Annotated in this window: 26 protein-coding genes; 10 read left to right on the top strand and 16 right to left on the bottom strand. The window is 67.5% G+C overall.

Features of this window, described 5'->3' with window-relative positions; translation table 11 throughout:
* Positions 1 to 9: 9 nt before the first annotated feature.
* Complete coding sequence (gene fadD5 / locus CA982_RS08385; protein WP_086534870.1) at positions 10 to 1,614, top strand: fatty-acid--CoA ligase FadD5; 1,605 nt, start codon at positions 10 to 12, stop codon at positions 1,612 to 1,614.
* A gap of 19 nt (positions 1,615 to 1,633) precedes the next feature.
* On the opposite strand, the gene CA982_RS08380 is transcribed toward fadD5, so the two are convergent.
* The 10 genes from CA982_RS08380 to CA982_RS08335 form a co-directional block, all read right to left on the bottom strand.
* Positions 1,634 to 2,434: a crotonase/enoyl-CoA hydratase family protein gene (locus CA982_RS08380; protein WP_086534869.1), complete on the bottom strand. Its 801-nt coding sequence runs from the start codon at positions 2,432 to 2,434 to the stop codon at positions 1,634 to 1,636.
* Between the two features lie 4 nt (positions 2,435 to 2,438).
* On the bottom strand, positions 2,439 to 3,143 hold the full coding sequence (locus CA982_RS08375) for a hypothetical protein (RefSeq protein WP_086534868.1): 705 nt from the start codon (positions 3,141 to 3,143) through the stop codon (positions 2,439 to 2,441).
* 52 nt (positions 3,144 to 3,195) lie between these two features.
* On the bottom strand, positions 3,196 to 4,317 hold the full coding sequence (locus CA982_RS08370; protein WP_086534867.1) for an FAD-dependent oxidoreductase: 1,122 nt from the start codon (positions 4,315 to 4,317) through the stop codon (positions 3,196 to 3,198).
* Positions 4,314 to 5,243 carry a DUF1295 domain-containing protein gene (locus CA982_RS08365; RefSeq protein WP_086534866.1) on the bottom strand — a complete coding sequence of 310 codons (930 nt, stop codon included), beginning with the start codon at positions 5,241 to 5,243 and terminating at the stop codon, positions 4,314 to 4,316. The genes CA982_RS08370 and CA982_RS08365 overlap by 4 nt, the downstream gene beginning before the upstream one ends.
* A 4-nt stretch (positions 5,244 to 5,247) precedes the next feature.
* Positions 5,248 to 5,724: a glutathione peroxidase gene (locus CA982_RS08360; RefSeq protein ID WP_086534865.1), complete on the bottom strand. Its 477-nt coding sequence runs from the start codon at positions 5,722 to 5,724 to the stop codon at positions 5,248 to 5,250.
* A gap of 59 nt (positions 5,725 to 5,783) precedes the next feature.
* Positions 5,784 to 6,500 carry a ferredoxin reductase gene (locus CA982_RS08355; RefSeq protein WP_086534864.1) on the bottom strand — a complete coding sequence of 239 codons (717 nt, stop codon included), beginning with the start codon at positions 6,498 to 6,500 and terminating at the stop codon, positions 5,784 to 5,786.
* Positions 6,497 to 7,093, bottom strand: coding sequence for a sulfite oxidase-like oxidoreductase (locus CA982_RS08350; RefSeq protein ID WP_086534863.1), 597 nt, complete (start codon positions 7,091 to 7,093; stop codon positions 6,497 to 6,499). The genes CA982_RS08355 and CA982_RS08350 overlap by 4 nt, the downstream gene beginning before the upstream one ends.
* 138 nt (positions 7,094 to 7,231) lie before the next feature.
* Entirely contained in the window at positions 7,232 to 8,575 is a 1,344-nt protein-coding gene (locus CA982_RS08345; protein WP_086534921.1) for a permease prefix domain 1-containing protein, read from the bottom strand.
* Complete coding sequence (locus CA982_RS08340) at positions 8,572 to 8,931, bottom strand: PadR family transcriptional regulator (RefSeq protein ID WP_086534862.1); 360 nt, start codon at positions 8,929 to 8,931, stop codon at positions 8,572 to 8,574. The genes CA982_RS08345 and CA982_RS08340 overlap by 4 nt, the downstream gene beginning before the upstream one ends.
* Before the next feature lie 75 nt (positions 8,932 to 9,006).
* Entirely contained in the window at positions 9,007 to 9,210 is a 204-nt protein-coding gene (locus CA982_RS08335; protein ID WP_086534861.1) for a hypervirulence associated TUDOR domain-containing protein, read from the bottom strand.
* A 135-nt stretch (positions 9,211 to 9,345) separates the two neighbouring features.
* Between CA982_RS08335 and CA982_RS08330 the strand changes: the two genes are divergently transcribed.
* Both CA982_RS08330 and CA982_RS08325 read left to right on the top strand, forming a co-directional pair.
* A complete protein-coding gene (locus tag CA982_RS08330; RefSeq protein ID WP_086534860.1) occupies positions 9,346 to 10,308 on the top strand; it encodes an ABC transporter ATP-binding protein in 963 nt (320 codons plus the stop codon).
* 4 nt (positions 10,309 to 10,312) lie between these two features.
* Positions 10,313 to 11,902, top strand: coding sequence for an ABC transporter permease (locus tag CA982_RS08325; RefSeq protein ID WP_086534859.1), 1,590 nt, complete (start codon positions 10,313 to 10,315; stop codon positions 11,900 to 11,902).
* Between the two features lie 446 nt (positions 11,903 to 12,348).
* Here CA982_RS08325 and CA982_RS08320 read toward each other — a convergent pair whose 3' ends face one another.
* The 3 genes from CA982_RS08320 to CA982_RS08310 form a co-directional block, all read right to left on the bottom strand.
* The gene (locus CA982_RS08320) at positions 12,349 to 13,209 is read right to left on the bottom strand and encodes an LLM class F420-dependent oxidoreductase (protein ID WP_086534858.1); all 861 of its coding nucleotides are present in this window, start codon (positions 13,207 to 13,209) and stop codon (positions 12,349 to 12,351) included.
* A gap of 53 nt (positions 13,210 to 13,262) precedes the next feature.
* Positions 13,263 to 14,150: a hypothetical protein gene (locus CA982_RS08315; RefSeq protein WP_208617911.1), complete on the bottom strand. Its 888-nt coding sequence runs from the start codon at positions 14,148 to 14,150 to the stop codon at positions 13,263 to 13,265.
* Between the two features lie 170 nt (positions 14,151 to 14,320).
* Complete coding sequence (locus CA982_RS08310; RefSeq protein WP_086534856.1) at positions 14,321 to 15,532, bottom strand: beta-ketoacyl synthase N-terminal-like domain-containing protein; 1,212 nt, start codon at positions 15,530 to 15,532, stop codon at positions 14,321 to 14,323.
* A 294-nt stretch (positions 15,533 to 15,826) separates the two neighbouring features.
* Here CA982_RS08310 and CA982_RS08305 point away from each other — a divergent pair, with 294 nt between their 5' ends.
* The 3 genes from CA982_RS08305 (at position 15,827) to CA982_RS08295 (ending at position 20,928) form a co-directional block, all read left to right on the top strand.
* Complete coding sequence (locus CA982_RS08305) at positions 15,827 to 18,226, top strand: sensor domain-containing protein (protein ID WP_244176177.1); 2,400 nt, start codon at positions 15,827 to 15,829, stop codon at positions 18,224 to 18,226.
* Positions 18,227 to 18,447: 221 nt separating this feature from the next.
* On the top strand, positions 18,448 to 19,914 hold the full coding sequence (locus CA982_RS08300; protein WP_086534920.1) for a sugar porter family MFS transporter: 1,467 nt from the start codon (positions 18,448 to 18,450) through the stop codon (positions 19,912 to 19,914).
* The gene (locus CA982_RS08295; RefSeq protein WP_086534854.1) at positions 19,915 to 20,928 is read left to right on the top strand and encodes an NAD(P)H-dependent flavin oxidoreductase; all 1,014 of its coding nucleotides are present in this window, start codon (positions 19,915 to 19,917) and stop codon (positions 20,926 to 20,928) included. It begins immediately after the preceding gene.
* Positions 20,929 to 21,008: 80 nt separating this feature from the next.
* Here CA982_RS08295 and CA982_RS08290 read toward each other — a convergent pair whose 3' ends face one another.
* Complete coding sequence (locus tag CA982_RS08290) at positions 21,009 to 21,773, bottom strand: SDR family oxidoreductase (protein ID WP_086534853.1); 765 nt, start codon at positions 21,771 to 21,773, stop codon at positions 21,009 to 21,011.
* Between the two features lie 102 nt (positions 21,774 to 21,875).
* Here CA982_RS08290 and CA982_RS08285 point away from each other — a divergent pair, with 102 nt between their 5' ends.
* On the top strand, positions 21,876 to 22,727 hold the full coding sequence (locus CA982_RS08285; protein ID WP_086534852.1) for a helix-turn-helix transcriptional regulator: 852 nt from the start codon (positions 21,876 to 21,878) through the stop codon (positions 22,725 to 22,727).
* Positions 22,728 to 22,745: 18 nt separating this feature from the next.
* Here the strand turns inward: CA982_RS08285 and CA982_RS08280 are convergent, their stop codons facing one another.
* The gene (locus tag CA982_RS08280; protein ID WP_086534851.1) at positions 22,746 to 23,216 is read right to left on the bottom strand and encodes a MarR family winged helix-turn-helix transcriptional regulator; all 471 of its coding nucleotides are present in this window, start codon (positions 23,214 to 23,216) and stop codon (positions 22,746 to 22,748) included.
* Between the two features lie 115 nt (positions 23,217 to 23,331).
* Here CA982_RS08280 and CA982_RS08275 point away from each other — a divergent pair, with 115 nt between their 5' ends.
* The 3 genes from CA982_RS08275 to CA982_RS08265 all read left to right on the top strand — a co-directional run bounded on the left by CA982_RS08275 (position 23,332) and on the right by CA982_RS08265 (position 24,667).
* On the top strand, positions 23,332 to 23,796 hold the full coding sequence (locus CA982_RS08275) for a DoxX family protein (protein ID WP_086534850.1): 465 nt from the start codon (positions 23,332 to 23,334) through the stop codon (positions 23,794 to 23,796).
* 203 nt (positions 23,797 to 23,999) lie between these two features.
* Complete coding sequence (locus CA982_RS08270) at positions 24,000 to 24,344, top strand: DMT family transporter (protein WP_086534849.1); 345 nt, start codon at positions 24,000 to 24,002, stop codon at positions 24,342 to 24,344.
* A 2-nt stretch (positions 24,345 to 24,346) separates the two neighbouring features.
* Positions 24,347 to 24,667, top strand: coding sequence for a DMT family transporter (locus CA982_RS08265; RefSeq protein ID WP_086534848.1), 321 nt, complete (start codon positions 24,347 to 24,349; stop codon positions 24,665 to 24,667).
* A 39-nt stretch (positions 24,668 to 24,706) separates the two neighbouring features.
* Here CA982_RS08265 and CA982_RS08260 read toward each other — a convergent pair whose 3' ends face one another.
* On the bottom strand, positions 24,707 to 25,714 hold the full coding sequence (locus CA982_RS08260; RefSeq protein WP_086534847.1) for a YihY/virulence factor BrkB family protein: 1,008 nt from the start codon (positions 25,712 to 25,714) through the stop codon (positions 24,707 to 24,709).
* Between the last annotated feature and the right edge of the window lie 91 nt (positions 25,715 to 25,805).

The raw sequence follows: 25,805 nt of genomic DNA, 5'->3' as shown, positions 1-25,805 counted from the left end.
GAGGCAGTCATGACTGCAAGTGCCGAGGTCACCAGCAACCTGACCACCGAGCCGTACCGCTCGCGACGCAATCACTGGAACAACCAGGTTCGTCGGCACGCGATGATGACCCCGGACAAGACCGCGATCACCTACCTCGACCGACACACGACCTGGAAGGACCTCGACGACCGCTCGCGCGCCTTCGGCGCCGCACTCCACCGTCGGGGTGTTCAGTTCGGTGATCGAGTTCTGATGGCCTTGCTCAATCGAACGGAGTACGTCGAGGCGATCCTCGGGGCGACGCTCATCGGCGCCATCCCGGTTCCGGTGAACATCCGGATGAGTCCCGCCGAGGTCGCCTACCTGGTCACCGACAGCGGGGCCAAGGTCGTCGTCACCGAGACCCTGCTTGCCCCGATCGCCGACGCGGTCAGTGCGTCGACCGGCCAGATCGACACCGTCATCGTCGTCGACGGCAGCGACAACGATGCTCACCTCGACTTCGAATCCCTCCTCGCCGAGGACGCGTCGGACCTGCCGGAGGTCGACGTTCCCGAGGACACCGTGGCCGCCATCATGTACACATCGGGCACGACCGGGAAACCCAAGGGCGCCATGCTCACCCACCAGAACTTCCAGGCGCAGGCGGTGACGACGATCGCCACGACCGCGGGCCAGTCCGACGATGTCGCCTCGATCGTCCCGCCGCTGTTCCACATCGCCGGGATCGGCGGCTTCGCACCGATCTTCTACCGCGGTGTACGCGCCGTCCTGCATCCGCTCGGCGCATTCGACCCCGACACCATGCTCGACACCCTCGAACGAGAGGGCGTCACCTCGGTGTTCATGGTGCCGGCCCAGTGGCAGGCGGTGTGCGCGGCGCAAAAGGCCAAGCCCCGGAAGCTCAAGCTGCGGACCATGAGCTGGGGTGCGGCGCCCGCGTCGGACACCGTGCTGAACGCGATGAACGAGTCCTTCCCCGACGCCGCGAACATGACCGCGTTCGGTCAGACCGAGATGTCACCGGTGACCACGATCCTGGAGGGCAAGGACGCGCTGCGCAAACTCGGCTCCATCGGCAAGGTCGTCCCGGCGGTCACCGCGCGCATCGTCGACCCGCTGATGAACGACGTCAAACCCGGTGAGGTCGGCGAGATCGTCTACCGCGGTCCCAACATGATGAAGGGCTACTGGAACAAGCCGGAAGCAACCGCGGAAGCCTTCCGCGGCGGCTGGTTCCACTCGGGCGACCTGGTGCGCCAGGACGAGGAGGGGTTTCTCTTCGTCGTCGACCGCGCCAAGGACATGATCATCTCGGGCGGCGAGAACATCTACTGCGCGGAGGTCGAGAACGTCCTGTACGGACACCCGAGTGTCAGCGAGGCGGCGATCATCGGTCGCGCACACGAGAAGTGGGGCGAGGTGCCGGTTGCGGTGGTGGTGCTGGCCGAGGGCGTCGAGGATCTCACCCTGGCCGAGCTCGAACCGTACCTGAACGAGAACCTCGCGCGCTTCAAGCACCCGAAGGACCTCGTGATCATCGACGAACTGCCGCGCAATGCCGGTGGCAAGGTCGTCAAGCCGCGGTTGCGGGAGGCCTACGGCAGCAAGGACGCCGGCCTGTCGAACTGACCGGCGTCCGGGAGGCAGGTCACTCCGGGTCGGCGAAGCGCGCGTCGCGTCGCGCCATCCCGGCGTGGACCGCCTCCATCTGATTCGGGGATCCCATCAGCGCAACCTGGAGCTCGCTCTCCAGCATCAGCGCCGCAGCGGGGTCGGTGCCCGCCCACGACTCGTCGTAGAGACGTTTGGCGGCACGGACCGCGTGCGGTGACTTCGACGCGATCTCGTGCGCGAGATCGAGTGCGGCGGCGAGCGGGTCGTCCACGACACGAGTGACCAGACCGAGCCGATGGGCCTCGCTGCCGTCGACGATCCGACCGGTGAACGTCAGTTCCTTTGCGACATCGGCGGACACGAGTCGCGGCAACGTCTGGGTGATGCCCATGTCCGGCACCAGACCCCACTTGACCTCCATGATGGACAGGCGCGCGTCGGGGGTCGAATAGCGGATGTCGGCGCCCAGCGCGATCTGCAGGCCACCACCGAAGCAGTTGCCGGTGATGGCGGCGATCACCGGCGCCGGGATCCGGCCCCAGTCCAGTGACACCCGCTGCGCGTGGTTGCCGAGCACGCCGGGCTCGCGTTCCAGCAGCGAGTCCACGCCGCCGCCCTTCCCCAGACTCGACACGTCGAGCCCGGAGCAGAAGCTCTTGCCCGCACCGTGCACCACCACGGCCCGGACGCGTTTGTCCTGGGCCAGGGTGCCGGTCACGTCGATGAGGGCGTCGAACATCGCGGGGTCGAGTGCGTTGTGCTTGTCGGCCCGGTTGAGCGTCGCGGTGGCGACACCCGCATCGTCGATCTCCACGACGATCCGCTGGTCGGTCATCTACTCATCGCCCTTCGGTGTCGGGATGCTTGATCTCTCGGAGCTGCCGGCCGCGGCGTCGGTATCGCCAGATGAAGTAGCCGACACCGACCGCCAGGACGATGCCGATGACGACTCCCCAGGCCGTGGCGGCCCGGAATCCCGGGGCATCGACGTCGAAGATGCGTTCACCGGCGTGAGCGCCGTTCCCACCGCCGGCGACCACGGTGAGCGTGAGCAGATTGGGGATCGCGACGATCACGCCCAGAACGGCGAACATGATCGTCGGGACATTCTTCATCCGACTGCGATTGACGAACGCCAGGGTGAAGAACAGCACGGGTAGGAAGGTGCAGACGATCCCGAGGACGAGGCCGGTGCCGATGCCGCGGCTGAACGATCCCTCGACCCGTCGTCCGATCTGACCGGCCCACCAGCGCGGCAGGAACGCCTCGAGGATGAAGTACGTGACCACGAGCAGCGCGGCGATGACGAGCCCGATCACCACCTTCTTGACGACGGCGTTCGCCCGTTCGCCCGCAGTCGGCCTGACCGGTGTCCCGTCCGTCGTCGTCGATCCATCCGGCGGTACCGCACCCGGGGTCTCGACGGGATACGAGGTGGCCGGCGGTGTGCTTTCCGGCGGGTACGCGCCCGACGGCGTCTGTCCCGGCGCGCCCGGCGTCGGGGTGTGTCCGGATGGATTCGCCGAGAACGGTTCGTTGCTCATGCGCCGAGTCTATGCGCGGCCGGCACGGTGCCCGCCGGGAAAAGCCGCACGGTCACCCCGGCTTCCGGATGCCGCCGTAGATACCGCGCCGGACAATCCACGGCTGCAGGATTGTGTCGACCGACCACGCCGGGAACCGGAACGGGCGGCCGTTCGGCGCGAACACCTGCAAACCGTCGGCCTGCACGCCGAGCACCGAACCCCATCGCCGACGCGGCGGAGCGTAGTGCCGCGCCCGGTCGGGCCGCCCGCCGAGGTCGGCGCGGATGTTGTGTGCCAGCAGGCGATCGGCACGATTGCGAGCCGAACTGCGGAGATCGTCGGTCGCCGCGACGTCGCCGATGGCGTACACGGAATCGACGCCGGGTACCCGTAGTTCGGCCGACACACGGACGAAGCCCGACGCGTCGAGGACGTCCGGAGGAAGCCAGTCCGTGTTCGGCGCGACCCGGCCGATGGCCCACAGCACGGCATCGGCCTCCACCGCCTGCTGGCCGGTCGAGAAGCTGACCGGGCCCGGGGTGATCTCGTCGCAGCTGAATCCGTCGGGCACGACCGCGCGGTGGCCGCCGTGGACACGGACCCCGAGCCGTTGCAGCCGGGCACGCACCGTGGCCCAGGTCCGCGGATGATGCTGCGGCAGCGCACGATCGCCGGGGTGGTAGAGGTCGATCCGCTTGTCCGGCCACGTGGCGGCCAGATTGGCGGCGGCGCTCACCGCCGCCGCACCGCCACCGATCACGGCGACGGCGCCGGCGTCGGCGAATCGCTGGTGCGCAGAACGCAAGTCGGCGTCGATGTCGGCCGCGGACTGGAACCCGGGTTGTCGCCAGAAGCCGTTCCGCACCCCGGTGGAGATGACCAGCGCGTCGTAGCCCTCGATGGTCTCGGAGCTGGCGGCGTCGACGACGGTGACGGTGCGGTTGTCCAGATCGGCGGTTGTCAGCGTGCCGTGGACGGTCCGGATGTCGTCGAGTTTGCGGAAGCGCCCGAACGGGATCCGATAGTCCCGCGCCCATGCGTCGGGCCGGCTGATCCGAAGACCGAGTTCCTGTCCGCTGACCAGTCCCGGCTTCGACGAGATGCCCACGACATCGGCATGCTCAGCGAGGTGGATCGCGGTCAGCAATCCGGAGTCACCGAGACCGGCGATGACGACACGTCGTCGGCTCACGCAGTGACCTGATCCGGCGGGTGTGACGCCGAACGCGGCGGTCGGGGCACGAAGCGCGGCACCCGGTCGATGACGTCCTGATAGCCGGGTCGCCGCTCGAGGCTGCGCTTCTCCATCATGGGGATGCTCGCGCCGAGGAACATCGCCAGCATGAGGACCGCGCCCACGAACAGCCACCACCAGTCACCGGGTGAGGCGGCGAGACCGAACAGGGCCATCGACCCCCAGAACATGACCTCCCCGAAGTAGTTCGGGTGGCGCGACCACGCCCACACCCCGGTGTCGAGCACAGCGCCCGGTGTCCGGTGCGCGGCGAATCGGCGCAACTGCCCGTCCGCCACGTATTCGAGCGTCGTGGCGGCCAGTCCCACGACAGCGGCGACCGCGGTCAGCCAGGCGACCGCACCGGTCTGGGTGACGGCGACGTAGATCGGGATCATGCCGAGGAACACCTGGATGGTGGGGAAGACGTGGATGGCCATCAGATCGACCGGCAGTTCGGCGCGCCCGGCACCGGACTTCAGCATCGGGTAGCGCCAGTCTTCGTGCTGGAGCCCAGGCCAGCCGATGGCCCAGTTCGCGGTGAGTCGGATCGCCCAGGCGCCGATGACGACGGCGATCACCCAGCAGTGCACCGCGTCGATTCCGACGTCCCCGGCCGCCCACCAGTAGACGAAGAGTGCGGGCGGTACAACGCTCCAATAGGCGTCGTAGAAGCTGGAGTTCCCGTAGTACCGGCTGAACGCGAAGATGACCAGCGTGGCCAGCAGGTCGGCGACGAGGGTGTCGAGCCACAGGTATGCGGTGGCCGGGCCCCAGATCAGCCAGGCGGCAGCGACTGCGAAGGCCAGCAGGTAGGCGATCATGATCCGGACGAACGAACCGGTCCGGCTGACGGTGCTGTCGGTGTTCACAGAGATACCCATCTCGTCACAACTGTTCTTCGATGGACCCGGCGAGCTTCTCCGGCTTCGTGGTCGGCGCATACCGCGCGACGACCGAACCGTCCCGCCCGATCAGGAACTTGGTGAAGTTCCACTTGATGCGCCCACCCAGCACGCCGGACTTCTGGTCTCGCAACCAGGCGAACAGCGGGTGCGCATCGGGTCCGTTCACGTCGACTTTCGCGAACATCGGGAACGTCACGTCGTAGGTGAGTGAACAGAAGTTCTTGATCTCCTCCTCGTCACCCGGCTCCTGGTGTCCGAACTGATCGCAGGGAAAGCCGAGCACGCGCAACCCCTTGTCGGCGTAGTCCCGGTGCAGAGCTTCCAGACCGCGGTACTGGGGAGTGAATCCACACTGCGACGCGGTGTTCACGATGAGCAGAGGACTGCCCTGATAGTCCGAGAGTTCGACAGGAGTGCCGTCGATGCCGGTGGCGGTGAAGTCGTACGCGGAGGTCATACCGTTACGCTACGTGTCGATCAAGCACTTGCTTGGGAGAATCGGTGAAGCGTCGGGGATCACTCGCCGAAGCGTTCGGTTCGGATGCGGGTGCGGGCGTGTCCGGCCTCGACCATCCACTGGGCACAGTTCTCGACGAACCTGTTCGGCCCACAGATGAACACGGTGGGGGAGGTGGCGGGATCCATGGTCAGCGCCGCGAGTTCGTCGGCGGTGAGACGTCCGGCGGGCCGCATCGCGCCCTCGGGCGCGACCCGGGTGTGGATCAGATGAACATCCATCCGGCGATGCTCGATCAACTGCCGGAACTCGTCGCGGTAGTAGACGCGTTCGGGGCTGCGAACCGAGTACACGAGGGAGAACGGTGTCTGCGGTGCCTCGACCTCCCGGCTGCGGATCATCGACATGAGCGGCGCGATTCCGGAGCCACCACCGATGAGTTGGACGGGTCGGTCGTCGCCGGAGGGCCAGGTGAAGAAGTACCCGTGCGGGTCGCTGATCTCCAACGGATCGCCGGGTTCGACGACGTCGACGAGGTACGGCGACACCTCACCGTCGTGGAGTCGTTCGACGGTGACCTCGGCCGACCGCGTCTCGCGGACATCGGACAGCGAGTAGGCGCGTGCGGTGGAGTAGCCGTCCTCCGCGGTCAGCCGGATGTCGACGTGCTGACCGGGCAGCGCATGGATCTCTTCGGGGAGGGCGAGGCGCAGCGTGCGTGCGGTCGGGGTGATGTCGACGACCGAGGTGACCGTCGTCAGATGCCAGGTCGTCACGAGTAGCGCTGCTCGCGCCAGGGGTCACCGTACATGTGGTATCCGCGCTCCTCCCAGAAACCGGGTGCGTCCTCGGTCATGAAGCGAAGGCGCCGAACCCATTTGGCGCTTTTCCAGAAGTACAGGTGCGGCACGAGGAGCCGAGCCGGACCGCCGTGCTCGGTAGCGAGCGGTTCGCCGTCGTAGGTGTCCGCGATCCAGCCGCGGCCGCCGACGAGATCGGCAAGCGGCACATTGGCGGTGTACCCGCCGTGGCAGTGCGCCATCACGAACGGCGCCGGTTCCCATGGCAGCACGTGCAGGAGCGTGTCGAACGAGACGCCGCGCCACCGAGTGTCGAACTTCGACCACCGTGTGACGCAATGGATGTCGGTGGTGATGTCGTCGTGGGGCAGATCCTGGAACTGCTCCCAGGTGAAGGTGGCCGCACGATGGTCGGCCGACTGCACGGCCAGCATCCATCCCTCCGCGTCGACCGCGGGTGTCGGCTCCGAGGAAAGCACGGGGAAATCGAGGGTCGTGTACTGCCCGGGCGGGAGCCGCCGCGCGTCGCGGTCGCGGCGTCCCACGAACCCTCGGTTGACGATCGCCATGGTCGCGGAGTCTACGCGGCAGCGGTCAATTCGGCCCGCTCGCTTCGCTCCCGGCGCCGGCATCCATTCGGCCCGCTCGCTCCGCTCCCGGCGCCGGCATCCATTCGGCCCGCTCGCTCCGCTCCCGGCGCCGGCCGGTCAGGCGAAGTCGAACAGCGGCGGCACCGCGATGACGACGGCGAGCGCCCAGAGCCCGAACGCCGGCAGGTAGTCCGTCTGCCACCGCTCCGTCGCGTCGAACCCGCGCCGGCGACGAACGAAGCCGAAGAGCAGGTACGCGGCCCACGACAAGTTGACCAGCAGAACGAGGTTGAGGCCCAGGGCCACGGTCTTGTTGGCGGTGAACCCGAATTCGGCGATCCGCGAGGCCATGATCGTCAGCATGACCGCGTCGACCGCGAGCGCGGTGACCACCAGCACCAGCTGCAGCCGATCGAAGAGTTCCGGCCGCTGATGCGGATCGCGCGCCGAGATCGCGTACAGCAGCAGGCCGAGAACGACGACGAGGATCAGGTCGATCAGGATCAACAGCTCACGGTCGACATCCACGACGTCGCCACTGGTCACCATCGCGACCAGCAACACGATGAGCATCACCGCGGTGACCGGCGTGAACACCTTGGTCAGCACCGGCGCGATGTTCTCGACCACGCTCTGCTTCGCCTCGACCAGCCAGGCGGCGAGCAGCACGATGCCGGTTGCGGCGATCGGCGCCAGCCACTGGCTGATCACGGTGTCCACAGTGATGCCGAGCGCACTGAAGGCGCCGGCGGTCAACCCCGTGAGCACCGCCGCGCCGAGTCCGAGAAGCGTTGCGTACACGACCCACTCGCCGGTGAAGCGAATGAAGTCCATGCGTCTGGGTCCCGACCGCCACCGGCCGCCGACATACGTCACGCCCACCAGGAACCACAGCACGATCGGCGCGTGGATCGCCACGATGGCCTGTGTGGGCCCGTCGTCGACGAAGGGGTAGATGTTGACGATCAGCCCGGTCGCGACGAACGCGGCGGCCACCGTGATCGCGGTTCGAGGCGAGATCCGACGCTTCCAGCCGAAATAGACCGCCAGGAACGGCAACACGAGCAGCGTCGCGTTGCGGACGAGAACCAACTCGGGCATGACCTCCAGCGCGATGCGGACAGTCGCCGCCGCTGCGACGACGAGACCGATCACGACGCTGAGTTCGTGACGCCGCCGGCCCAGGCCGTCGGGCGGTTCTGCGGTCAGGACCAGCTGTTTCCACAACCTGTCGGAATGCTCCCGGGCGAACTCGCGCGACAGCGCATCGACCCGTCCCATTCGCTTGACGGCCACCAGGAACGCTTCGTCGTCGTCGAGGCCGCCGGCGGCGAGATCGGCGATCTGACCGCGCAGGTGATCTTCCATCTCGTCGGCATCGGTGGTGGCGATGGCCTGGTGGCGCAGGACATATCCGCGCCACCGATCGATCTGGTTCTCGAGTTCGGTGTCCGCGTTCACGCCAGACCCTCCGCGGCCGGCGGCATTGCGACCGACCGCCATACCTGATCGAGCGCGTCCGCCACGACCTCCCACTGCGACCTCCGCTCGGCGAGTGCGGCCAACCCGGCGGTGGTGATCGTGTAGTGCTTGCGACGCCGTCCGGTGTCGGCCTGACCCCACGAGGCCTCGACGTGACCGGCGCGTTCGAGCCGGTGCAGCAAGGGATAGAGCATCCCGTCGGTCCACTCCATCCGGCCGTCGGACATCTCCCGCACGCGCTTCAGGATCGCGTAGCCGTAGGACTCACCCTCGGCGAGAATCCCGAGCACAAGCGGGGTCGCGGACGCCGCAACCAGGTCTTTCTCGATATACATAGAACCCCTATACCTAGAACTGCTAGGAGCATAGCAGCTCTAGGCATAGGGATCGGCTGATCAATGGTTCGCCGACTACTTCTTCGACAGGGACGACTCCTTGTGGGCGGCCTTCGAGCCCGTCTTCGACGACGTGACGATCCAGTACGGCTCATCCTCGCTGGCCTTGAACTTCTGTCCCTCGAAGGTGAATTCCTTGGTTCGCTTCTCCTCCGCAGTCCCCTCGGTCTCGCCTTGAGAGGTGTTCCAGCGCACTGTGTCGTTCTTCTTGATGGCCATGCCGGCAGTGTGCCCCGCCGATGTCGACCGTCAAACCTCCTCCGCGCCATCGGCCCCCGGGACCGGCCCGAACCACACCCGCCGTCCCGCTCGCTGTGGAACGATCGTCACGTCGTGTCGAACCGGAGGTACGTCATGAGCATCGACCGTTCCGAGAATCAGCGCTCCGACCCGGCCATCGATGTCCGGGGCCTGCGAAAGTCGTTCGGCAGGTTCGAAGCACTCCGCGGGCTCGACCTCGAGGTCGCCCGCGGCGAAGTCCACGGCTTCCTCGGACCCAACGGCGCCGGCAAGTCGACGACGATCCGGGTCCTGCTGGGTTTGTTGCGGGCGGACGGGGGAGAGGTACGGCTCCTGGGCGGCGATCCCTGGCGTGATGTCGTGGAACTGCACCGTCGGCTGGCGTACGTACCCGGCGACGTCGCGCTGTGGCCGACGATGACCGGCGGCGAGATGATCGACCTGCTCGGCTCGATGCGAGGCGGACTCGATGACGCGCGGCGCGCCGATCTGGTGGCCAGGTTCGAGCTCGACACCACCAAACGCGGACGGCAGTACTCCAAGGGCAACCGGCAGAAGGTCGCGATCGTGGCGGCCCTGGCATCGGACGTCGAGTTGCTCATCCTCGACGAGCCGACTTCTGGCTTGGACCCGTTGATGGAGAACGTCTTCCAGGAAGTCGTGGGTGAGGCGACCGCCCGCGGGACCACGGTGCTGCTCTCGAGTCACATCCTCGCCGAGGCCGAGACCCTCGCGAACCGGCTCAGCATCATCCGCGACGGAGCCGTCGTCGCGACCGGGACGTTGGCGGAACTGCGCGGTCACACCCGCACTTCTGTTCGCGCCGAGCTGGACTCACTTCCGGGTCCGGATCTGCTCGCGCAGCTGCACGACGTCGACGTACAGGGCCTCGACGTACACGACACCGGTTCCGGCGGACATCGCCTGAGCGCAACCGTGGACTCGGCTCGGATCGGTCCGGTGATGTCGGTGCTGTCCTCCTGTGGCCTGCGCTCGCTCACGGTCGAACCACCATCGCTGGAGAGTCTCTTCCTGTCGTTGTACGAGAAATCCGACCAGCCGGCAGGGGAGCGGTGAGGCCATGACGGCGTCGACGATCGGCACCGCCCCGCTGGTGCGGGCCTCCCTGCGTCACGAGGGCCGCAGCTTCGCGCCGTGGATCGTGCTGCCGACCGCCCTCACCGTGTCGTCGGTCATCGCCTACCCACTGCTGTTTCCTGACGCAGCGGAGCGCGCCGCCTTCGCCGCGACCATCGGCTCGAACCCAGCACTGGGACTGATCTTCGGACCCGCCTACGACCTGTCCACCGTCGACGGATTCGTCGTGTGGCGCAGCCTCGCGCTGGGCGGGTTCATCGCCGCCCTCGGCGCGATCTTCATCGTGGTGAAAGCGGCTCGTGGGCAGGAGGATTCCGGACAAGCGGAACTCCTCGCCGCAGGCGTGCTCGGCCGTGCCGCGCGGCTGGCCACCGCGCTCGTCATGGCCGCCGTGTGCTCGGTCGCCGTCGGAGTCGTGGCGGGTCTGACGACGTCGCTGTGCGGTGGGGCCTGGGAATCGTCGTTTCTTCTGGGAGCCGGGTTCACGGTCACGGGCTGGATGTTCGGCGCCGTCGCGGCGGTGAGTGCCCAGGTGGGTTCGGACGCACGGGCCGCCACGACGATCGCCGTGTCGCTCCTCGGTGTCCTGTTCGTGCTGAGGGGATTCCTGTTCTCGGTCGATGCGCCGGCGTGGACCACGTGGATCAATCCACTGGGGTGGGTGCAGGAGACCAGACCGGCAACCGGAGATCACTGGTGGCCGTTGCTACTCGGGGTCACCTTCGTGATCGTCGTCGGCGCAGCCGCCTTCGCGCTGCAGCGCGCGCGGGACTTCGGTCAGGGGCTCGTGCCGGCACGGCCGGGTCCGGCGCGGGGTGACATCGGCTCGCCACTGGCCTTGGCCATCCGCCTCAACCGGGCTCCGATCGGCTCATGGGCGCTCGCGTTCGTCGGACTCGGCATCATTTTCGGCTACTTCACCAGGTCGGTTCGTGGCCTGCTGACCGCGAATCCGGCGATGGCTCAGATCTTCGCCTCCGGGGCCGCGTCCCCGGCGGACCTGGTGTCGGCCTTCGTCACGACGATCCTCGGTCTGGTGGGGATCATCGCGTCCGTCGCCGGGGTGCAGATCGTCAACCGCATCCGCACTGAGGAACTCGAGGACCGCGCGGAGGCGGTCCTCGCGACCGCCGTCAACCGTCCGGGCTACTTCGGCGCCGCGACCTGCGTCGCCCTCCTCGTCCCCGCCGTACTCGTGACCATTGCCGGGCTGGTCGTCGGCATCTTCGCCGCCACGGCTGATCTCGGCCTCGGCTTCGGCGACGTCTTCCTCCAGTCGATCGCCACGATCCCCGCGGTCTGGGCAGTCGTCGGCATCGCGGTTGCCGTCATCGGGGCCCGACCCCGGGTCCGGCCGGCGATCTGGCTCGGCGTCATCGTCTCGTTCGTACTGACGATCCTCGGTCCGAGCTTCAAACTCCCGGAGTGGGCGCTCGGGTTCAGTCCGTTCCACCACGTGCCGGATGTGTCTGCGGCCCAGCTCGATTGGTGGGGACTAGCCGGAGTGGGGGTGGTCGTGGTGGTGCTCGTCGCACTCGGATTCGCCGGCTTCCGCCGGCGGGACATCCCGTGACCCCGCCGTGCCCGCGCCCTGAGAAGCCAATCCCTGGTCCCTGACGGGCTGGCAAGCCCGCCCCCCGCTCCCTGAGGAGCGAGCTTGCGAGCGCCACCACCCGCTCCCTGAGGAACGAGCTTGCGAGCGCCACCACCCGCTCCCTGAGGAACGAGCTTGCGAGCGCCACCACCCGCTCCCTGAGGAGCGAGCTTGCGAGCGTCACGAAGGGTCCTGGTGAGATGACGTCGCCAGACCCTTCGTGACGCGCCCTCCGCACGCTCCGGGCGCTCCTCAGAGAGCGGTGATCGACCACGCCCTCCGCACGCTCCGGGCGCTCCGGGCGCTCCTCAGGGAGCGGTGGACCAGCAGATCTCTCGGGCTCGGGACCAGGGGCTTTGCGGTTCTTTCGGATCAGGGAGCAGGGGGAGCGGAACTCTCGCTCCTCGCCCCTCAGGGCGCGACGATCAGCCCAGGGCCGCCGCGAGGCGACGCCACTGCTCGCGTGGGAAGCCCCGGTGATCGGCCTGCAGAACCTGCACGCACACATGATCGGCGCCGGCCGCGCGATGCTCGTCGATGCGCTTTCGGATCGCGGTCTCGTCGCCCCAGACGATCAGGGCGTCGAACAACCGGTCGCTCACCGACGACAGATCGTCCTCGGAGAACCCGAGGCGGCGGAGGTTGTTGGCGTAATTGGGCATTGCGAGGTAGCCCTTGAGCCACTTCGTTCCGATCGCCCGCGCCTCGTCGCGGTCGGCGGCGATGATCGCGGTCTGCTCCGGCGCGAGGAGCGGTCCGTCACCGAGGGTTTCGCGGGCGATCCTGGTGTGGTCCGGGGTCACCAGATAGGGATGGGCGCCGGCGGTCCGGTCGGCCGACAGCTGGAGCATCTTCGGTCCGAGTGCGGCCAGCACCCGAGCATCGGTCGGCACCGGTTGCGGAGCGTCGTCCAGGCCGTCGAGGAACGCCTTGGTGGTGGCGAGCGGCTTCTTGTAGCGGCCGGCTTCCTGGGCATCGATGAGCGGTGCGTGGCTGATGCCCAGACCCAGGAGGAACCGGGCACCGAACTGCTCGCTGAGGCGCGCATGCGCGGCCGCGACGTCGTGCGGCTCGTGCATCCACATGTTGAGGATCCCGGTGGCGACCACGGCATTGCGAGTGGCGCCGAGCAGGTTCTCGACCGAGTCGAGGACCGGACCACCCACATCGGGGATCCACAGGGCTGTGTAACCCAATTCATCAAGCTCGGCCGCGGCTTCGGCGGCCTCCCCGGTGTCTCCGTACCGTAGCGGTGAACTCCAGATTCCTACGCCGTCGAGTTTCATGTCGTCGACACTACCGATCGAGCGATCGGGCCGTGTCGACTGTCGGGTCCCGCTCAGCCGTGTGCCGGCCGGCGCGGCGTCGCCTCCAGCCGTGCGTCCATGACGGCCGTCATCCGCTTGAACAGATTGATCGCGACCACACCCGCGACGATGAGGACGACTCCGGCCACCGTGCCGAGTGAATCGGTGACCAATCCGGAGATGCCGATCGCGAGAACGTAGATCGGCACCCACCCGAACAGATGCAGGATGCTCTCCGGCTTCTCGTCGGTGGACCATCCCTCCCGGACCGCGGCCCGGTAGGTCGCGTAGTCGGGATAGAACTCGGTGAACGCGATCGCAAAGATCGTGCCGCCGATCTGGATGATCCACCCGGTCCAGAAGTTGTTCGGGTCGTCGAGCACCAGATCGCCGAACGCGCCGGAGATCGCGGCGACGCCGAATCCGGCGACCCACGCCCACGTGATGACGTAGTTGATGTGGACGAACAGCGGGCTGTCCCAGAACTGCTTCTCCGTGGTCTCCCGCGCGTACTGGAGGGTGAACGGCTGACGCACGAGGATCGACCCGAGCGCGAAGGCGACCAGCGCGATGTTGGTCATCTCCCCGCCCCAGCGCTCCAGCCAGTCGATGACGCCGTCGGAGGCGAACAGCGCGATGATCGCCATCGTGCCGAAATAGGTGACGTCGAAGACTTCGAGGAGTTTGACGCTCGTACCCCGCTTGTGACCGCCGATCACCAGCAGGAGTGACAGCGCAAACGCCGACGCCGCGGCCTCTTCGAATCTGCCGGGTCCGGCGAGCAACGCCATCAGGATCCACGGGGACATGCCCGCGAACGGAGAGTTGAGGAACAACGTCAGTGCGTGCCGCCCGCCCGACGTCGGTGGTGGGTCGGTCCGCGTCGAGTCGGCCACCGGGGGGTTCGGGTCATTGCTCATGGCTGAATTGTGCGGCGCGCCGAGGCATTCCGCAGCGGACTGCGACAATCCGGACGATTTCGGGGAACCGTTCGGCACGAGCCAGAGGTGGCCGGCGAGTGTGTGGACGGTGCGATGCGGCCCCGGCGGATCGGCCGACGCCGCATCGCCTCACCAAGTCGTCAAGGCCCTCACGCATGGGGCGCGAGAACGACCGCCGCGTTGTGTCCTCCCATTCCGAGTGAGGTCTTCATGGTCAACCCGTCCTCGAGATGGGTACGCCCGTCAAGCAATTGCGGGATGAGCGCATCGGCGACCCGGGGTGTCGCGGGGACCTCGCCGCGTTCGTAGCCGAGCAACGACGCCGCGAGTTCGACGGCCCCGGCAGCGCCCTGGCAGTGCCCGGCGAGCGGCTTCACCGAGAACACCTCGGCATTGGGCAGCATGGTGTCGGCGATCGCCGCCTCGGCGCGGTCGCACTGTCGGGTTCCCGGGCCGTGCGCGTTGAGATACCGGATGCGCGCGCCGTCGACGCCGGACATCGTGAGCGCCTGCTCCACACACGACCGCACGCTCGTCAGCTCCGGATCGATAGACGTGACGTGGAACGCGTCGTGAGACATCGCGCCGCCCAGCACATCCGCGTACCCATCGGCGCGACGGTTGGTCATCGTGAACGCAATCGCCGCCTCGCCGAAGGTGAACCCGCGGCTGCCCTCCTGAAAGGGTCTGCATGCGTTCAGCGCGTCGGTGTCGGTGATGGCCACTCCGAGTTGGACGAACATCGTGACCACCTCCGGTTTCGCCGACAGATCTGTCGCCACCACGACGACGTCGTCGACGAGGTCGGAGTCGAGCCACGATTTCGCGGTGACGATGGCCGCCGATCCCGACGTGCACATCGCCGACACGTTGATCGCGGGTCCATGGAATTTGTATTCCTGCATGAGCAGCGACACCGGAGTCGACGGGGTCACCGAGAGGTACTGGCGTCCGGTGTACCGTCCGACCCCCGAGGTCACCATCGGGTACATGTCGAGGTCACCGAGGACGCAGGCGTGCACGAGGCCCACCCGTGGGCCCGGCGACCAGCCCCGTGCCATCGCATCGTCGATGGCCTCACGCGCCGCGGCACGCATCGCTCGCGAGAATCGAGTCCGCCCGTCAGATGGGTGACCGCCCTCGGGTACCCGCACGATCCATCCGGGCCCGTCCGATGGGGTGGGCTGTCCGGCCTCGCCGGACTCTTGGGCGACGGACGGCTGTCCGCCGCCGAAGCCGAAGCCGTGGTGCAGCGCGGCGGCCGACTTACCGGACGCAAGACCGTTCCACAGAGCCTCGCGGCCCCAGCCATAACCGGTGACGGCTCCCAGGCCGGAGATGGTCGAACGCTGAATCGTCATGATCGTGAACTTTCTGTGGGATATGCGATGCCGGAGGGGGTCATCGCGGCCACCCAAGCGGGTAGCCCGCGTTCAGGATCCCGCGCAAACCCGACATTCGGCCAGTTCACGCGGGTATTCGTCAGGGCGGATATCCGTTCTGGCGCACTCTTGCATCTCGCAGCGCGCCCTTTTCGAAGCCTCGTAGGGAAGGATGATCGGTGGGGGATGACGGTTAGAGGGGGTGACGCAGTGGGACGACCTGAGGACGACGGCGACGACCGCCCCGGACTCGTGGCACCGGACGCCGAGCCGATGGCTCGTCCCAGCGACGCCGCGGTCGCCGAACGCTACCGCCTTCTCCTCGAGCTGAGCCCGGACGCCATCGCGGTCCACCAGGACGGTCTGATCGTCTACGTGAACTCCGCCGCCCTCGCGTTCGCGCGCGTTGACGACCGCAACGCGATGCTGGGTCGTTCGATCGCGGACTTCGTCCATCCCGACGAACTTCCGCAGATGATCGAGCGGATCATCGGGATGGGCGACGAGGCCGGCGCATCGACCACACCCGAAGAAGTGGTGATGGTCGACGCGCAGGGGGTCTCCCGCCCGATGGAGGTGACCTCGGTCCGCACGGTATGGCACGACCTGCCCGCCTATCAGGTGATCCTGCGGGATATCACCGCGCAGAAGGCCGTCGAGTCCGCACTGCGCCGGCAGGCGGCACTGTTGGACCACGTGAGCAACGCGGTGATCGCAGTTGACGACCACATGATGGTGCGCTCGTGGAACCCGGCCGCCGAACAGATGTACGGCAGGGGAGCGGCCGACGCGATCGGACGGGACCTCGACGAGGCGGTCGGAGCGCATGTCGACCCCCACGCGGCGGTCTCGCTGGGCGGCACCGTCGATCAGCTCCACCGTCGCGCCGACAACGGACGATCATTTCTCGCGCACACGTCGGTGACGACCATGGACGACGGCTTCCTCATCGTCGCCGAACCCACCCGTCGCCCCCTCATCGAACGGCTGGGAACGATCCTCGCCGCGCTCCATCAGGCGGTGATCGTCGTCCGGGAGGACGGCGACATCGAACTCGCCAACCCAGCAGCCGGGACCATGCTCGGTCCCGAAGCGATTCCCGGCGCCAGCGTCCACGAGCTGCCGCTCGACTTCGTGGGCGACGAATCACCGATCGCCCGCTGCCTGCGCACCCGTGAAGCGGTCTCCGACACGACCGCGACGATCACAACCCCCGCCGGGGAACGCTGGTTGTCGTGCAGTTGCCGTCCGATCGACGATGACGGCACCGACGTGGTCGTCCTGGTGTCGTTCGTCGACATCACCGACCGCTACCGAGAGCGCACCCAGCTGGCGTGGGAGGCGGTGCACGACCCGTTGACCGGTCTCTACAACCGGTCCGGGATCATCCGTGAACTCGAGTCGCACATGGCGGGACTCGACGCCGAACCTGACGCCTGCTGCGTCGCGATCTTCTACATCGACCTCGACAACTTCAAGCTCGTCAACGACTCGCTCGGACACATCGTGGGCGATGAAGTGCTTCACACCGTCGCACAACGGTTGGCGGCGGCGACTCCCGAGGAGGCGGCGGTGGGCCGGATCGGTGGCGACGAATTCGTCCTCGTCGCCACCCTCGGTATCGCCTGTTCGGCCGAGGAGATCGAGCAGCAGATCGACAAGATCCGCGGCACGGTCTACGAGCCGATCGCGGTGAGCACCCGCAGCGAGCCGCTCAAGGTGGAGGCGAGTATCGGCGTGGCCACGGTGAAGGCCGGCGACGAGTACACCGCCACCGACCTGCTGCGCGACGCCGACATCGCCCTGTACCAGGCCCGCAAGGCTTCTCGCGCACGCTACGTCCGGTTCCAGACCCAGCACCGCGAAGAGCTGCAGCGTCGGCAGCGGATCGAAGAGGAACTCCGACGTGTCCTCGACACCGACACCGATCAGCTCGAGATCCACTACCAGCCCATCGTCTCGACCGCCGACGGCACACTCGTGGGGCTGGAGAGCCTGTTGCGCTGGCACCATCCGGAGTTGGGCTCCATCTCGCCGACCGAGTTCATCCCGCTCGCAGAAGGATCCAATCTCATCGACCGGGTGGGGAACTACGTGCTGGAGACCGCTGCCGCCGAGGTGGCCGCCGTCCCCGAGCTGCGTCGGGTGATGTTGTGCATCAACGTCTCCCGGCGGGAACTCACCAACGGACAGTTCCCCGAGCGGCTCCGGGAGACGATGACCCGATCCGGCATGGACCCCGCCGCCTTCTGCCTCGAGATCACCGAGAGCGCGCTCGACCCGCTCGACGGGGACCTGCTGACACTGCTGGGGAACGTGCGCGAGCTCGGAACACAGGTGTCGCTCGACGATTTCGGCACCGGAGCGTCGTCGCTGAGCGAGTTCTACCGTCTGCCGGTGAGCGTGCTCAAAACCGCGAAGTCCTTCGTCGACGCCCTCGACGAGCACCCCAGCGCGAAGTCGATCCTCGCCGGCATCGTGACGATGGCGCACGCCGCCGGGATGCGGGTGGTCGCCGAGGGAGTGGAGACGGAGTCCCAGGCCGCGATCGTCGCCGAGGTGGGGTGCGACCTCGCCCAGGGATATCACTTCGGCCGCCCCGCCCCGCTGGCGGAGGTGATCGCGTCCGGAGTCCGGATCCGGGCGAATCCCGGTGTCTGGGAGACCGCCTGAACCCTCCCCGGCGCACGTCGGCCGCCGCATCCATCCGACACGGCGTCCCCGGCGCGTGCCTGCGATCGCCGCTCGGCTGTGTCCGATAGCGTCAGGATCGGCGGCTCACGCGAGTAGATTGAGCGCCACGTCGATTACCCGGCGTCCATGCAACCGGACAGCGAGGTCACGGACATGACACACATTCTGCGGTGGACTTCTCCGACGGTCAGGACGACGCCATGACCGACGCACAGCGCGAAGTCGCCGAACAGCACACGGCAAAGGTCATCGGGGTCACGGTCGCCGCCGCGGTCGGCGGATTCCTGTTCGGTTTCGACAGTTCGGTCGTCAACGGCGCGGTGGACTCGATCGAAGCCGATTTCGGACTCGGCAAGCTCATGACCGGCTTCGCGGTCGCGATCGCGTTGCTCGGCTGCGCGCTGGGTGCGTGGTTCGCCGGCCGGTTGGCCGACGTCTGGGGCCGCAAGCGCGTGATGCTGCTCGGCTCCGCGCTTTTCATCATCTCCGCGATCGGGACCGGCTTCACCCAGACGATCCCCGACCTGCTGCTGTGGCGTGTCCTCGGCGGTATCGGCATCGGCATCGCCTCGGTCATCGCGCCGGCCTACATCTCCGAGATCGCGCCCGCCCGGTACCGCGGGGCACTCGCATCGATGCAGCAGCTCGCGATCACGCTGGGTATCTTCGCGGCGTTGCTCTCCGACGCCCTGCTCGCCGACAGCGCCGGAAGCGCGTCGAGCGAATTCTGGTGGGGCCTCGAGGCGTGGCGATGGATGTTCCTCGTCGGCGTCATACCCGCCGTCGTCTACGGGGTGCTCGCGCTGCTGATCCCGGAGTCACCGCGATACCTGGTGGGCCGCAACCGCGACGCCGAGGCAGCGCGGATCCTGCAGGAGGTGACCGGCGAGGAGAACCCGCTCGAGCGGGTCAAAGAGATCAAGCTGACGGTCAAGCGCGAGGCGAAGTCGTCGATCAAGGACATCTCGGGACCGTCGTTCGGGCTCCACCCACTCGTGTGGGTGGGCATCTGGCTGGCCATCTTCCAGCAGTTCGTCGGCATCAACGCGATCTTCTACTACTCGACGACGCTGTGGCAGTCCGTCGGGTTCTCCGAGGCCGACTCGTTCAAGACGTCGGTGATCACCGCCGTCATCAACGTCGTGATGACCTTCGTGGCCATCCTGTTCGTCGACCGCATCGGCCGCCGAAAGCTGTTGCTGGCCGGATCGGTGGGCATGTTCATCGGTCTGCTCATGGCGTGTGTCGCGTTCACCCAGCAGATCGGCGAGGGCGAGAACATCTCCCTTCCGGATCCCTGGGGTGTGGTCGCGCTGATCGGCGCCAATCTGTTCGTGGTCGCGTTCGCGGCGACCTGGGGTCCGGTGATGTGGGTGATGCTGGGGGAGATGTTCCCGAACCGGATCCGCGGCGTCGCCCTGGGCGTCTGCACGGCCGTGAACTGGGTCGCGAACTTCACCATCTCGATGCTGTTCCCGCCGATGACCGAGGCGGTCGGACTCGGAATCATCTACGGCTTCTTCGCCTTCTGCGCCGCGGCGTCGTTCTTTTACGTCTGGAAGAAGGTCGAGGAGACGAAGGGGCTCGAACTCGAGCAGATGGACTCGATGGCCGACTCGCGGCTGTCACAGTTCACCGCGGTCCGTGCGGCGAAGGACAAGGCCTGAATGTTCGATCTGCGTGAACTCTCCAGCCGCGTCGTCGCCGCCCCCATGGCGGGTGGTCCGACCACTCCGGAACTGGTGGTGGCGGCGGCGTCGGCCGGCGGTGTCGGCCAGCTCGCCGCCGGCTACCTCACACCCGACAAGGTGCGCGCCGACATCGCGGCCGTCCGGGCGGCGGGCACCGAGGTCTTCGGCGTCAACATCTTCGTTCCGGAGCCGGAGCCGGTGAACTCCGAGAACCTCGCTCGCTACCGTGCCGAACTCGTCCCGTATGCGCGCAGTCTGGGCGTGACGCTCCCCGACGTCGACGACCTGGGCGATGACGACGACCACTTCGAAGCCAAGATCCGGTTGGTGTGCGATGAGCGAGTCCCGCTCGTCTCCTTCGCTTTCGGGTGCCCGCGACCAGAGGTCGTCGACGAGCTGCGCCGGCACGGGTGCAGCGTCGGGGTCACGGTGACGACGGCGGCGGACGCCGAGACAGCCGGTCAGGCCGGGGCCGACTGGCTCTGCGTGCAGGGACCGGACGCCGGCGGTCATCGCTCCGTCTTCGATCGCCGGACCAACCCTCCCACGCAGCCACTCGACGAGTTGATCGGCGAAGTCGTCGGCCGGGTGCCGCTGCCGGTCGTCGCGGCGGGCGGTATCTCGACCCCGGCCCGTGCCGAGAAGGTCCGCTCGCTGGGACCCGTTGCAGTGCAGGTGGGTACCGTCCTCCTGCGGACCGGCGAGGCCGGCACCAAACCCGCGCACGCGGCGGCCCTCGTCGATCCGGACCGAACCGAGACCGTGGTCACGTGGGCATTCAGCGGCCGGCCGGCGCGCGCGCTGCGCAATCTGTTCACCGACCGGTTCTCCGACGCCGCGGTGGCCGAGTACCCGGCCGTCAACACGTTGACCGGTGGCATCCGCCGCGCCGCCAGCAACGATCCCGACGGCATCAACCTCTGGGCCGGAAGCGGGTTCGGCGACGCCGCGGAGGAGTCGGCCGTCGACACGATCAGCCGGCTCGGCTGAGCGGCCCGTCGAGGCTCGTCGCCTGCGCTCCTCGCACCTCAGGGAGCAGTGATGGGTCGAGGATCTCCAGGAGCAGATTCTCAGAAGGCGTGCGGGTCATGCGCGTTCAGCGTTGCCACGACGCCGGCGTAGTCGCCGCGCGCCTCGCCCCACCGCAAGAACTCCACCCTCTTGACGAGTAGCTCGGTGGCGTCGGGCTGTGTGTCGATGAGGTCGATCACCTCGTCGGCGAATTCGTCGAGCGGCATGGCGAAGTCGCTGTCGCGCTGTCCCGGCATCAGATCGGTGCGGACCGCCGGCGGCACGAGTTCGACGACGTCGACCGAGGTGCCGTGGAACTGCAGTCGCAGTGACTCACTCAGCATGTGAATGGCGGCCTTGGTGGCGTTGTAGGTCGGTGTCACCCGCAACGGGGCGAACGCAAGGCCCGAGGACACGGTCATGATCGTGGCGGCCGGTCGCGTCTGCAGATGGTCGATGAACGCGGCGATGAGACGGATGGGTCCGAGAAGGTTGGTGGTGACGGTCGCCTCGGCGGAGTCGAGAAAGCCTGCCGGGGACGACCAGTCCTCGACGCGCATGATCCCGGCCATCGCGATGAGGACATCGAGGTCCGGATGCTCGGCGATGACCCGTCGTGCCGCCGCATCGACACCGGCCGGGTCGGCGATGTCGATCGCGACGGTATGCAGACCAGGATGGTCCGCACGGATGCGGTCGAGGAGTTCGGTGCGCCGTCCACCGACGATGACGGTGTTGCCCTTGTCGTGCAGGCGCGTGGCCAGGGCGAGGCCGATCCCGCTGGTCGCGCCGGGGATGAAAATGGTGTTTCCGGTGAGGTTCATGTCCTCGAGTCTCCGATCCGGTGGGTAGGCCGTTCCAGAGTGCGGTCATCGGGGGATCGCCGATCCCTGGCAGCGCGGTATCCGCGCCGCGATACTGGCCAGATGGATCGTGATGCGCTGGCCGGGTTCCTCGTGAGCCGACGCAACGGACTGCAGCCGTCCGATGTGGGTATCCCGACAGGCGCCCGCCGACGCACGACCGGTCTTCGTCGTGAAGAGGTCGCGCAGCTCGCAACCATGTCCACCGACTACTACACGCGACTCGAGCAGCGGCGCGGCCCACAACCCAGTACCCAGATGCTGGCCGCACTCGCCCGTGCCCTGCGGCTCACCGCCGATGAGCGGGACTACCTGTTCCGGGTAGCCGGGCACAGCGCACCGGACCGGATGGTGGCCTCGGACCACATCGCGCCCGGACTTCTGCGCGTGCTTGACCGCCTCACGGGCACCCCCGCGCTCATCCTCTCCGCACTCGGCGAGACATTGACCCAGAACGACTGCGCGCGAGCTCTGTTCGGCGACACCGGCCACCTCACCGGAATGGAACGCAGCGCCATCTACCGGTGGTTCGTGCACCCCGACGACGAGCGCAGCCGCTACCCGGCCGACGACCACGAGCGGCAGAGCCGGGCACAGGTCGCCTCACTGCGGGCCGCCTACGGTGTGATGGGCGCACATTCGCGTGCCGGGGCGATGGTCACCGAACTCCTTCGCCGGAGCAGCGAGTTCGCCGCGCTCTGGGATACCCATATGGTGAGTCGACGCTTCGAGGATCACAAGATCCTGCTCCACCCCGAGCTCGGCGCGATCGAGGTCGACTGCCAGGCGTTGTTCACCGAAGACGAGACCCAGGTCCTGCTCGTCCTGACGGCAGCACCACGGACCGACGCGGCCGGAAAGATCGAGTTGCTCAACGTTCTCGGCACACAGCAGCTCAGACTCGACCCGCGCTGACGGTCCGGCGACGCGGGACTATGCCGAACCGGTGGGGCGGGTGTTGATCCGCCGCCCGATCGCGGACACCTGCCGGAGCTGCGCACGCGTCAGCCGATCGACGACGAGTTCGCGCACGTTGGCCAGGTAGCCGGGCGCGGTGGCCACCACCTTCTCCCAACCCGCCTCGGTGAGAACGGCGTTTGTGAATCTGCCGTTCTCCGGGCATGGGTGGCGCCGAACCCAACCCCGCTTCTCGAGCCTGGAAACCACATGCGACAGCCGGGACAGCGAGCCGTAGGACAGTTCGGCGAGCTGGCTCATCCGCAAGGTGCGGTCGGGAGCCTCGGACAGCGCAGACATCACCTCGTACTCGAAGTGAGTGATCTGGGCGTCGCGGAGGAGCTGGGCGTCGAGCGCGTGGGGAAGGTGGGCGAGCGCTGTTGCCACCTGGATCCAGGCGTCCATCTCCTCGTCGTCGAGCCAGTTCGGCTCGGGGGCAGTGGACATCTGCGCAGTGTATACGAAGTGAACACGTCCGTGATCAGGTTGACGCATCAAGTGTCAGCGCCTAGCCTTCACTTGATACTTCAAGTCAAACCCCACCTAGTAAGGCGGCTCAGTCATGACCAACCCCATCGTCCGCAGCGCGGGCATCCTCATCGGACGCGTCGCTCTCGGCGTGATCTTCCTGGCTCACGGCCTGCAGAAGTTCCAGCAGAACGGCTGGACGGGACCGCAGACCGGGTTCGACATGATGGGTGTTCCGGCCGCATCCTTCTCCGCCTTCGTGGTCACGTGGCTCGAGATCCTCGGTGGCATCGCCCTGATCGCCGGACTGCTGACCCCGATCGTCGCCGCGCTGCTCACGCTGGACATGATCGGCGCTCTGTTCATCGCACACGTCGACAACGGCATCTGGGTCTCCGACGGTGGCTACGAGTTCGTCCTCGCACTCGGCGCCGGCGCACTGATCCTGGCAGTCATCGGCGCCGGCCGCTTCAGCGTCGACGCGGCCCTGGGCTCGAAGGTGAGCTGGCTGGCCGCCGACGACTCCCGCTCGCGCGAGCTCGCCAGCACCTCCCGCTGACACCCTGGCCCCGGTACTCGCGCTCCGCTCCCGGCGCCGGAACACTCGGCCCGCTCGCTCCGCTCCCGGCGCCGGAACACTCGGCCCGCTCGCTCCGCTCCCGGCGCCGGCGCCCTGGCTCGCAACACACTGCGGGCCAGGGCGTTCGCCGTCCGCCGATCCTGGCCTACAGTCCCAGTAGGGCACCGAGCGGAATGAGAGACATGACCTGGCTGATGCTGATCGCGGCGATCGCCTCGGAGGTGGCAGCGACGTTGTCGCTCAAGGGTTCACAAACCGAACCGGCGCTGTATGCGGTGGTCGCCCTCGGGTTCACGCTCGCGTTCGCGCTCCTCGCCGGAGTCCTCAAGCGCGGCATGGGGATCGGAGTCGCCTACGGGATCTGGTCGGCATCGGGTGTGGCCCTCACCGCGGTCCTGGCGACCTGGATTTTCGACGAACCCTTCGGGATCGTGATGGGGATCGGCATCGTGTGCATCATGGTCGGCGTGGTACTCGTCGAAACCGGCCACCGGCCATCCGTCGACGCCGACGCCCCGGAGGCTTGACCGTGGGGTATCTCTTCATCGTCGCGGCCATCGTCGCCGAGGTCACCGGCACTCTCGCATTGCGCGCCGCAGCCACCGGCCACCGGCGCTTCTACGCACTCGTCGTGGCCGGATACCTGACCGCGTTCGTCGCGTTGACCCTCGGGCTGAGACACGGCGTGCCGCTCGGCGTCGCCTACGGCATCTGGGCGGCCGCCGGTGTCGCGGCCACCGCCGTGGCCGCGCACTTCCTGTTCCGCGAACGACTCAACCGCCGGATGATCACCGGAATCGGCGTGATCATCGTCGGAGTGCTCCTCGTCGAGCTGGGTGCGCTGCACTGACTTCCAGCTCAGCGGACGCCCTTGCTTGAGTGCTCGCGGTCACCCGCGTTCGGGATCGGGATCGGGGGAGCGCGAGTCCGACCCGACGTCGCGTGGGTTGTCGAAGGAGACGTCGATCTCCTGGAAGCCCTTGTTGCGCTGCGCCAGAACCTGTGCCGCGTAAGCTGCCTCATCACCCTTCGTCAAGCTGACGTTGTCGGTGAACGGGGTCAGCAGCGACCGCGGGTAGAGGTGATCGACACGGACCGCATTGGTCTCGAGACAGAAGACGATCACGATCGACGCCACGTACAGGAATGCCAGCAGGCCCAGCACGATCGCGAAAACCCCGTTGGTCGAACTCGCGTTACCGATGACGTGCTGAACGTAAACCGCGCCGAAGGTCTGGATGATCTGCCAGCAGACCGCTGCTCCGAAAGCTCCTGGCAGCACGTCCCGTACCGACACGTCACGGGCGGTGCCGATCCGGAACGCGACCGTGAACACCAGCGTACTCAGAGCCACGGACCCCAGGATGGCGAGCCAACGCCCCAGGATGCCGAGCTCGAATGCGGCCGAGACGCCGTTGACGACGGTCAGGCCGATCACCGCGACGCCGATCGTGGACAGCAACAACAGCCCACGCAGGCGGGCGAAGATCGGATCGGGACGCTCGTTGCGCGGGACCGCCCAGATCGTGTTCATCGCGTTCTGGGCGGCGACGGCGACACCGAGGCCGCCATACAGGGACACGACCACCCCGATGACGATCGCGGTGACACCACCACTGAGTTTCTCGGGCTCCTCGAGCTGTCCTCCGATTACCGGGATCTGGCTCATCGCCGAGTCCAGGATCCGTTCCTGGAGGTCGGGGTTGTCGGCCAGGACGATACCCAACACGGTCGCGAACAGGAGCAACAGCGGGAACAGCGAGATGAAGGCGTAGTAGGCGCACAGGGCCGCGAGATAGGCGCCCTGGTCGTCGACGAACTTGTAGATGACGGCGAGCGGGAAGCCCGTCGCCGGATGGCGCCGCTGGAACCGGTCGACCCGCTCGGTCAACGACACCCGATCATCCTTCTCCTCGACGGATCGTTCTCGTCCCTCGCTCGGCCGAACGAGTCGCGCACCGGGGATTACCACGGTGCTGCCGACTCTA

It is taken from the genome of Gordonia lacunae, assembly GCF_002149015.1.
In the GTDB taxonomy this organism is placed as follows: domain Bacteria; phylum Actinomycetota; class Actinomycetes; order Mycobacteriales; family Mycobacteriaceae; genus Gordonia; species Gordonia lacunae.
This window is presented reverse-complemented; position numbering and strand designations above follow the sequence as displayed.

What these genes read in the sequence shown, in the direction of transcription:
- fadD5 (WP_086534870.1), top strand. Translation starts at nt 10, where the DNA reads ATGACTGCAAGTGCCGAGGTCACCAGCAACCTGACCACCGAGCCGTAC.
- CA982_RS08380 (WP_086534869.1), bottom strand. Translation starts at nt 2,434, where the DNA reads ATGACCGACCAGCGGATCGTCGTGGAGATCGACGATGCGGGTGTCGCC.
- CA982_RS08375 (WP_086534868.1), bottom strand. Translation starts at nt 3,143, where the DNA reads ATGAGCAACGAACCGTTCTCGGCGAATCCATCCGGACACACCCCGACG.
- CA982_RS08365 (WP_086534866.1), bottom strand. Translation starts at nt 5,243, where the DNA reads ATGGGTATCTCTGTGAACACCGACAGCACCGTCAGCCGGACCGGTTCG.
- CA982_RS08360 (WP_086534865.1), bottom strand. Translation starts at nt 5,724, where the DNA reads ATGACCTCCGCGTACGACTTCACCGCCACCGGCATCGACGGCACTCCT.
- CA982_RS08350 (WP_086534863.1), bottom strand. Translation starts at nt 7,093, where the DNA reads ATGGCGATCGTCAACCGAGGGTTCGTGGGACGCCGCGACCGCGACGCG.
- CA982_RS08340 (WP_086534862.1), bottom strand. Translation starts at nt 8,931, where the DNA reads ATGTATATCGAGAAAGACCTGGTTGCGGCGTCCGCGACCCCGCTTGTG.
- CA982_RS08335 (WP_086534861.1), bottom strand. Translation starts at nt 9,210, where the DNA reads ATGGCCATCAAGAAGAACGACACAGTGCGCTGGAACACCTCTCAAGGC.
- CA982_RS08330 (WP_086534860.1), top strand. Translation starts at nt 9,346, where the DNA reads ATGAGCATCGACCGTTCCGAGAATCAGCGCTCCGACCCGGCCATCGAT.
- CA982_RS08325 (WP_086534859.1), top strand. Translation starts at nt 10,313, where the DNA reads ATGACGGCGTCGACGATCGGCACCGCCCCGCTGGTGCGGGCCTCCCTG.
- CA982_RS08320 (WP_086534858.1), bottom strand. Translation starts at nt 13,209, where the DNA reads ATGAAACTCGACGGCGTAGGAATCTGGAGTTCACCGCTACGGTACGGA.
- CA982_RS08315 (WP_208617911.1), bottom strand. Translation starts at nt 14,150, where the DNA reads ATGAGCAATGACCCGAACCCCCCGGTGGCCGACTCGACGCGGACCGAC.
- CA982_RS08310 (WP_086534856.1), bottom strand. Translation starts at nt 15,532, where the DNA reads ATGACGATTCAGCGTTCGACCATCTCCGGCCTGGGAGCCGTCACCGGT.
- CA982_RS08305 (WP_244176177.1), top strand. Translation starts at nt 15,827, where the DNA reads ATGGCTCGTCCCAGCGACGCCGCGGTCGCCGAACGCTACCGCCTTCTC.
- CA982_RS08300 (WP_086534920.1), top strand. Translation starts at nt 18,448, where the DNA reads ATGACCGACGCACAGCGCGAAGTCGCCGAACAGCACACGGCAAAGGTC.
- CA982_RS08295 (WP_086534854.1), top strand. Translation starts at nt 19,915, where the DNA reads ATGTTCGATCTGCGTGAACTCTCCAGCCGCGTCGTCGCCGCCCCCATG.
- CA982_RS08290 (WP_086534853.1), bottom strand. Translation starts at nt 21,773, where the DNA reads ATGAACCTCACCGGAAACACCATTTTCATCCCCGGCGCGACCAGCGGG.
- CA982_RS08285 (WP_086534852.1), top strand. Translation starts at nt 21,876, where the DNA reads ATGGATCGTGATGCGCTGGCCGGGTTCCTCGTGAGCCGACGCAACGGA.
- CA982_RS08280 (WP_086534851.1), bottom strand. Translation starts at nt 23,216, where the DNA reads ATGTCCACTGCCCCCGAGCCGAACTGGCTCGACGACGAGGAGATGGAC.
- CA982_RS08275 (WP_086534850.1), top strand. Translation starts at nt 23,332, where the DNA reads ATGACCAACCCCATCGTCCGCAGCGCGGGCATCCTCATCGGACGCGTC.
- CA982_RS08270 (WP_086534849.1), top strand. Translation starts at nt 24,000, where the DNA reads ATGACCTGGCTGATGCTGATCGCGGCGATCGCCTCGGAGGTGGCAGCG.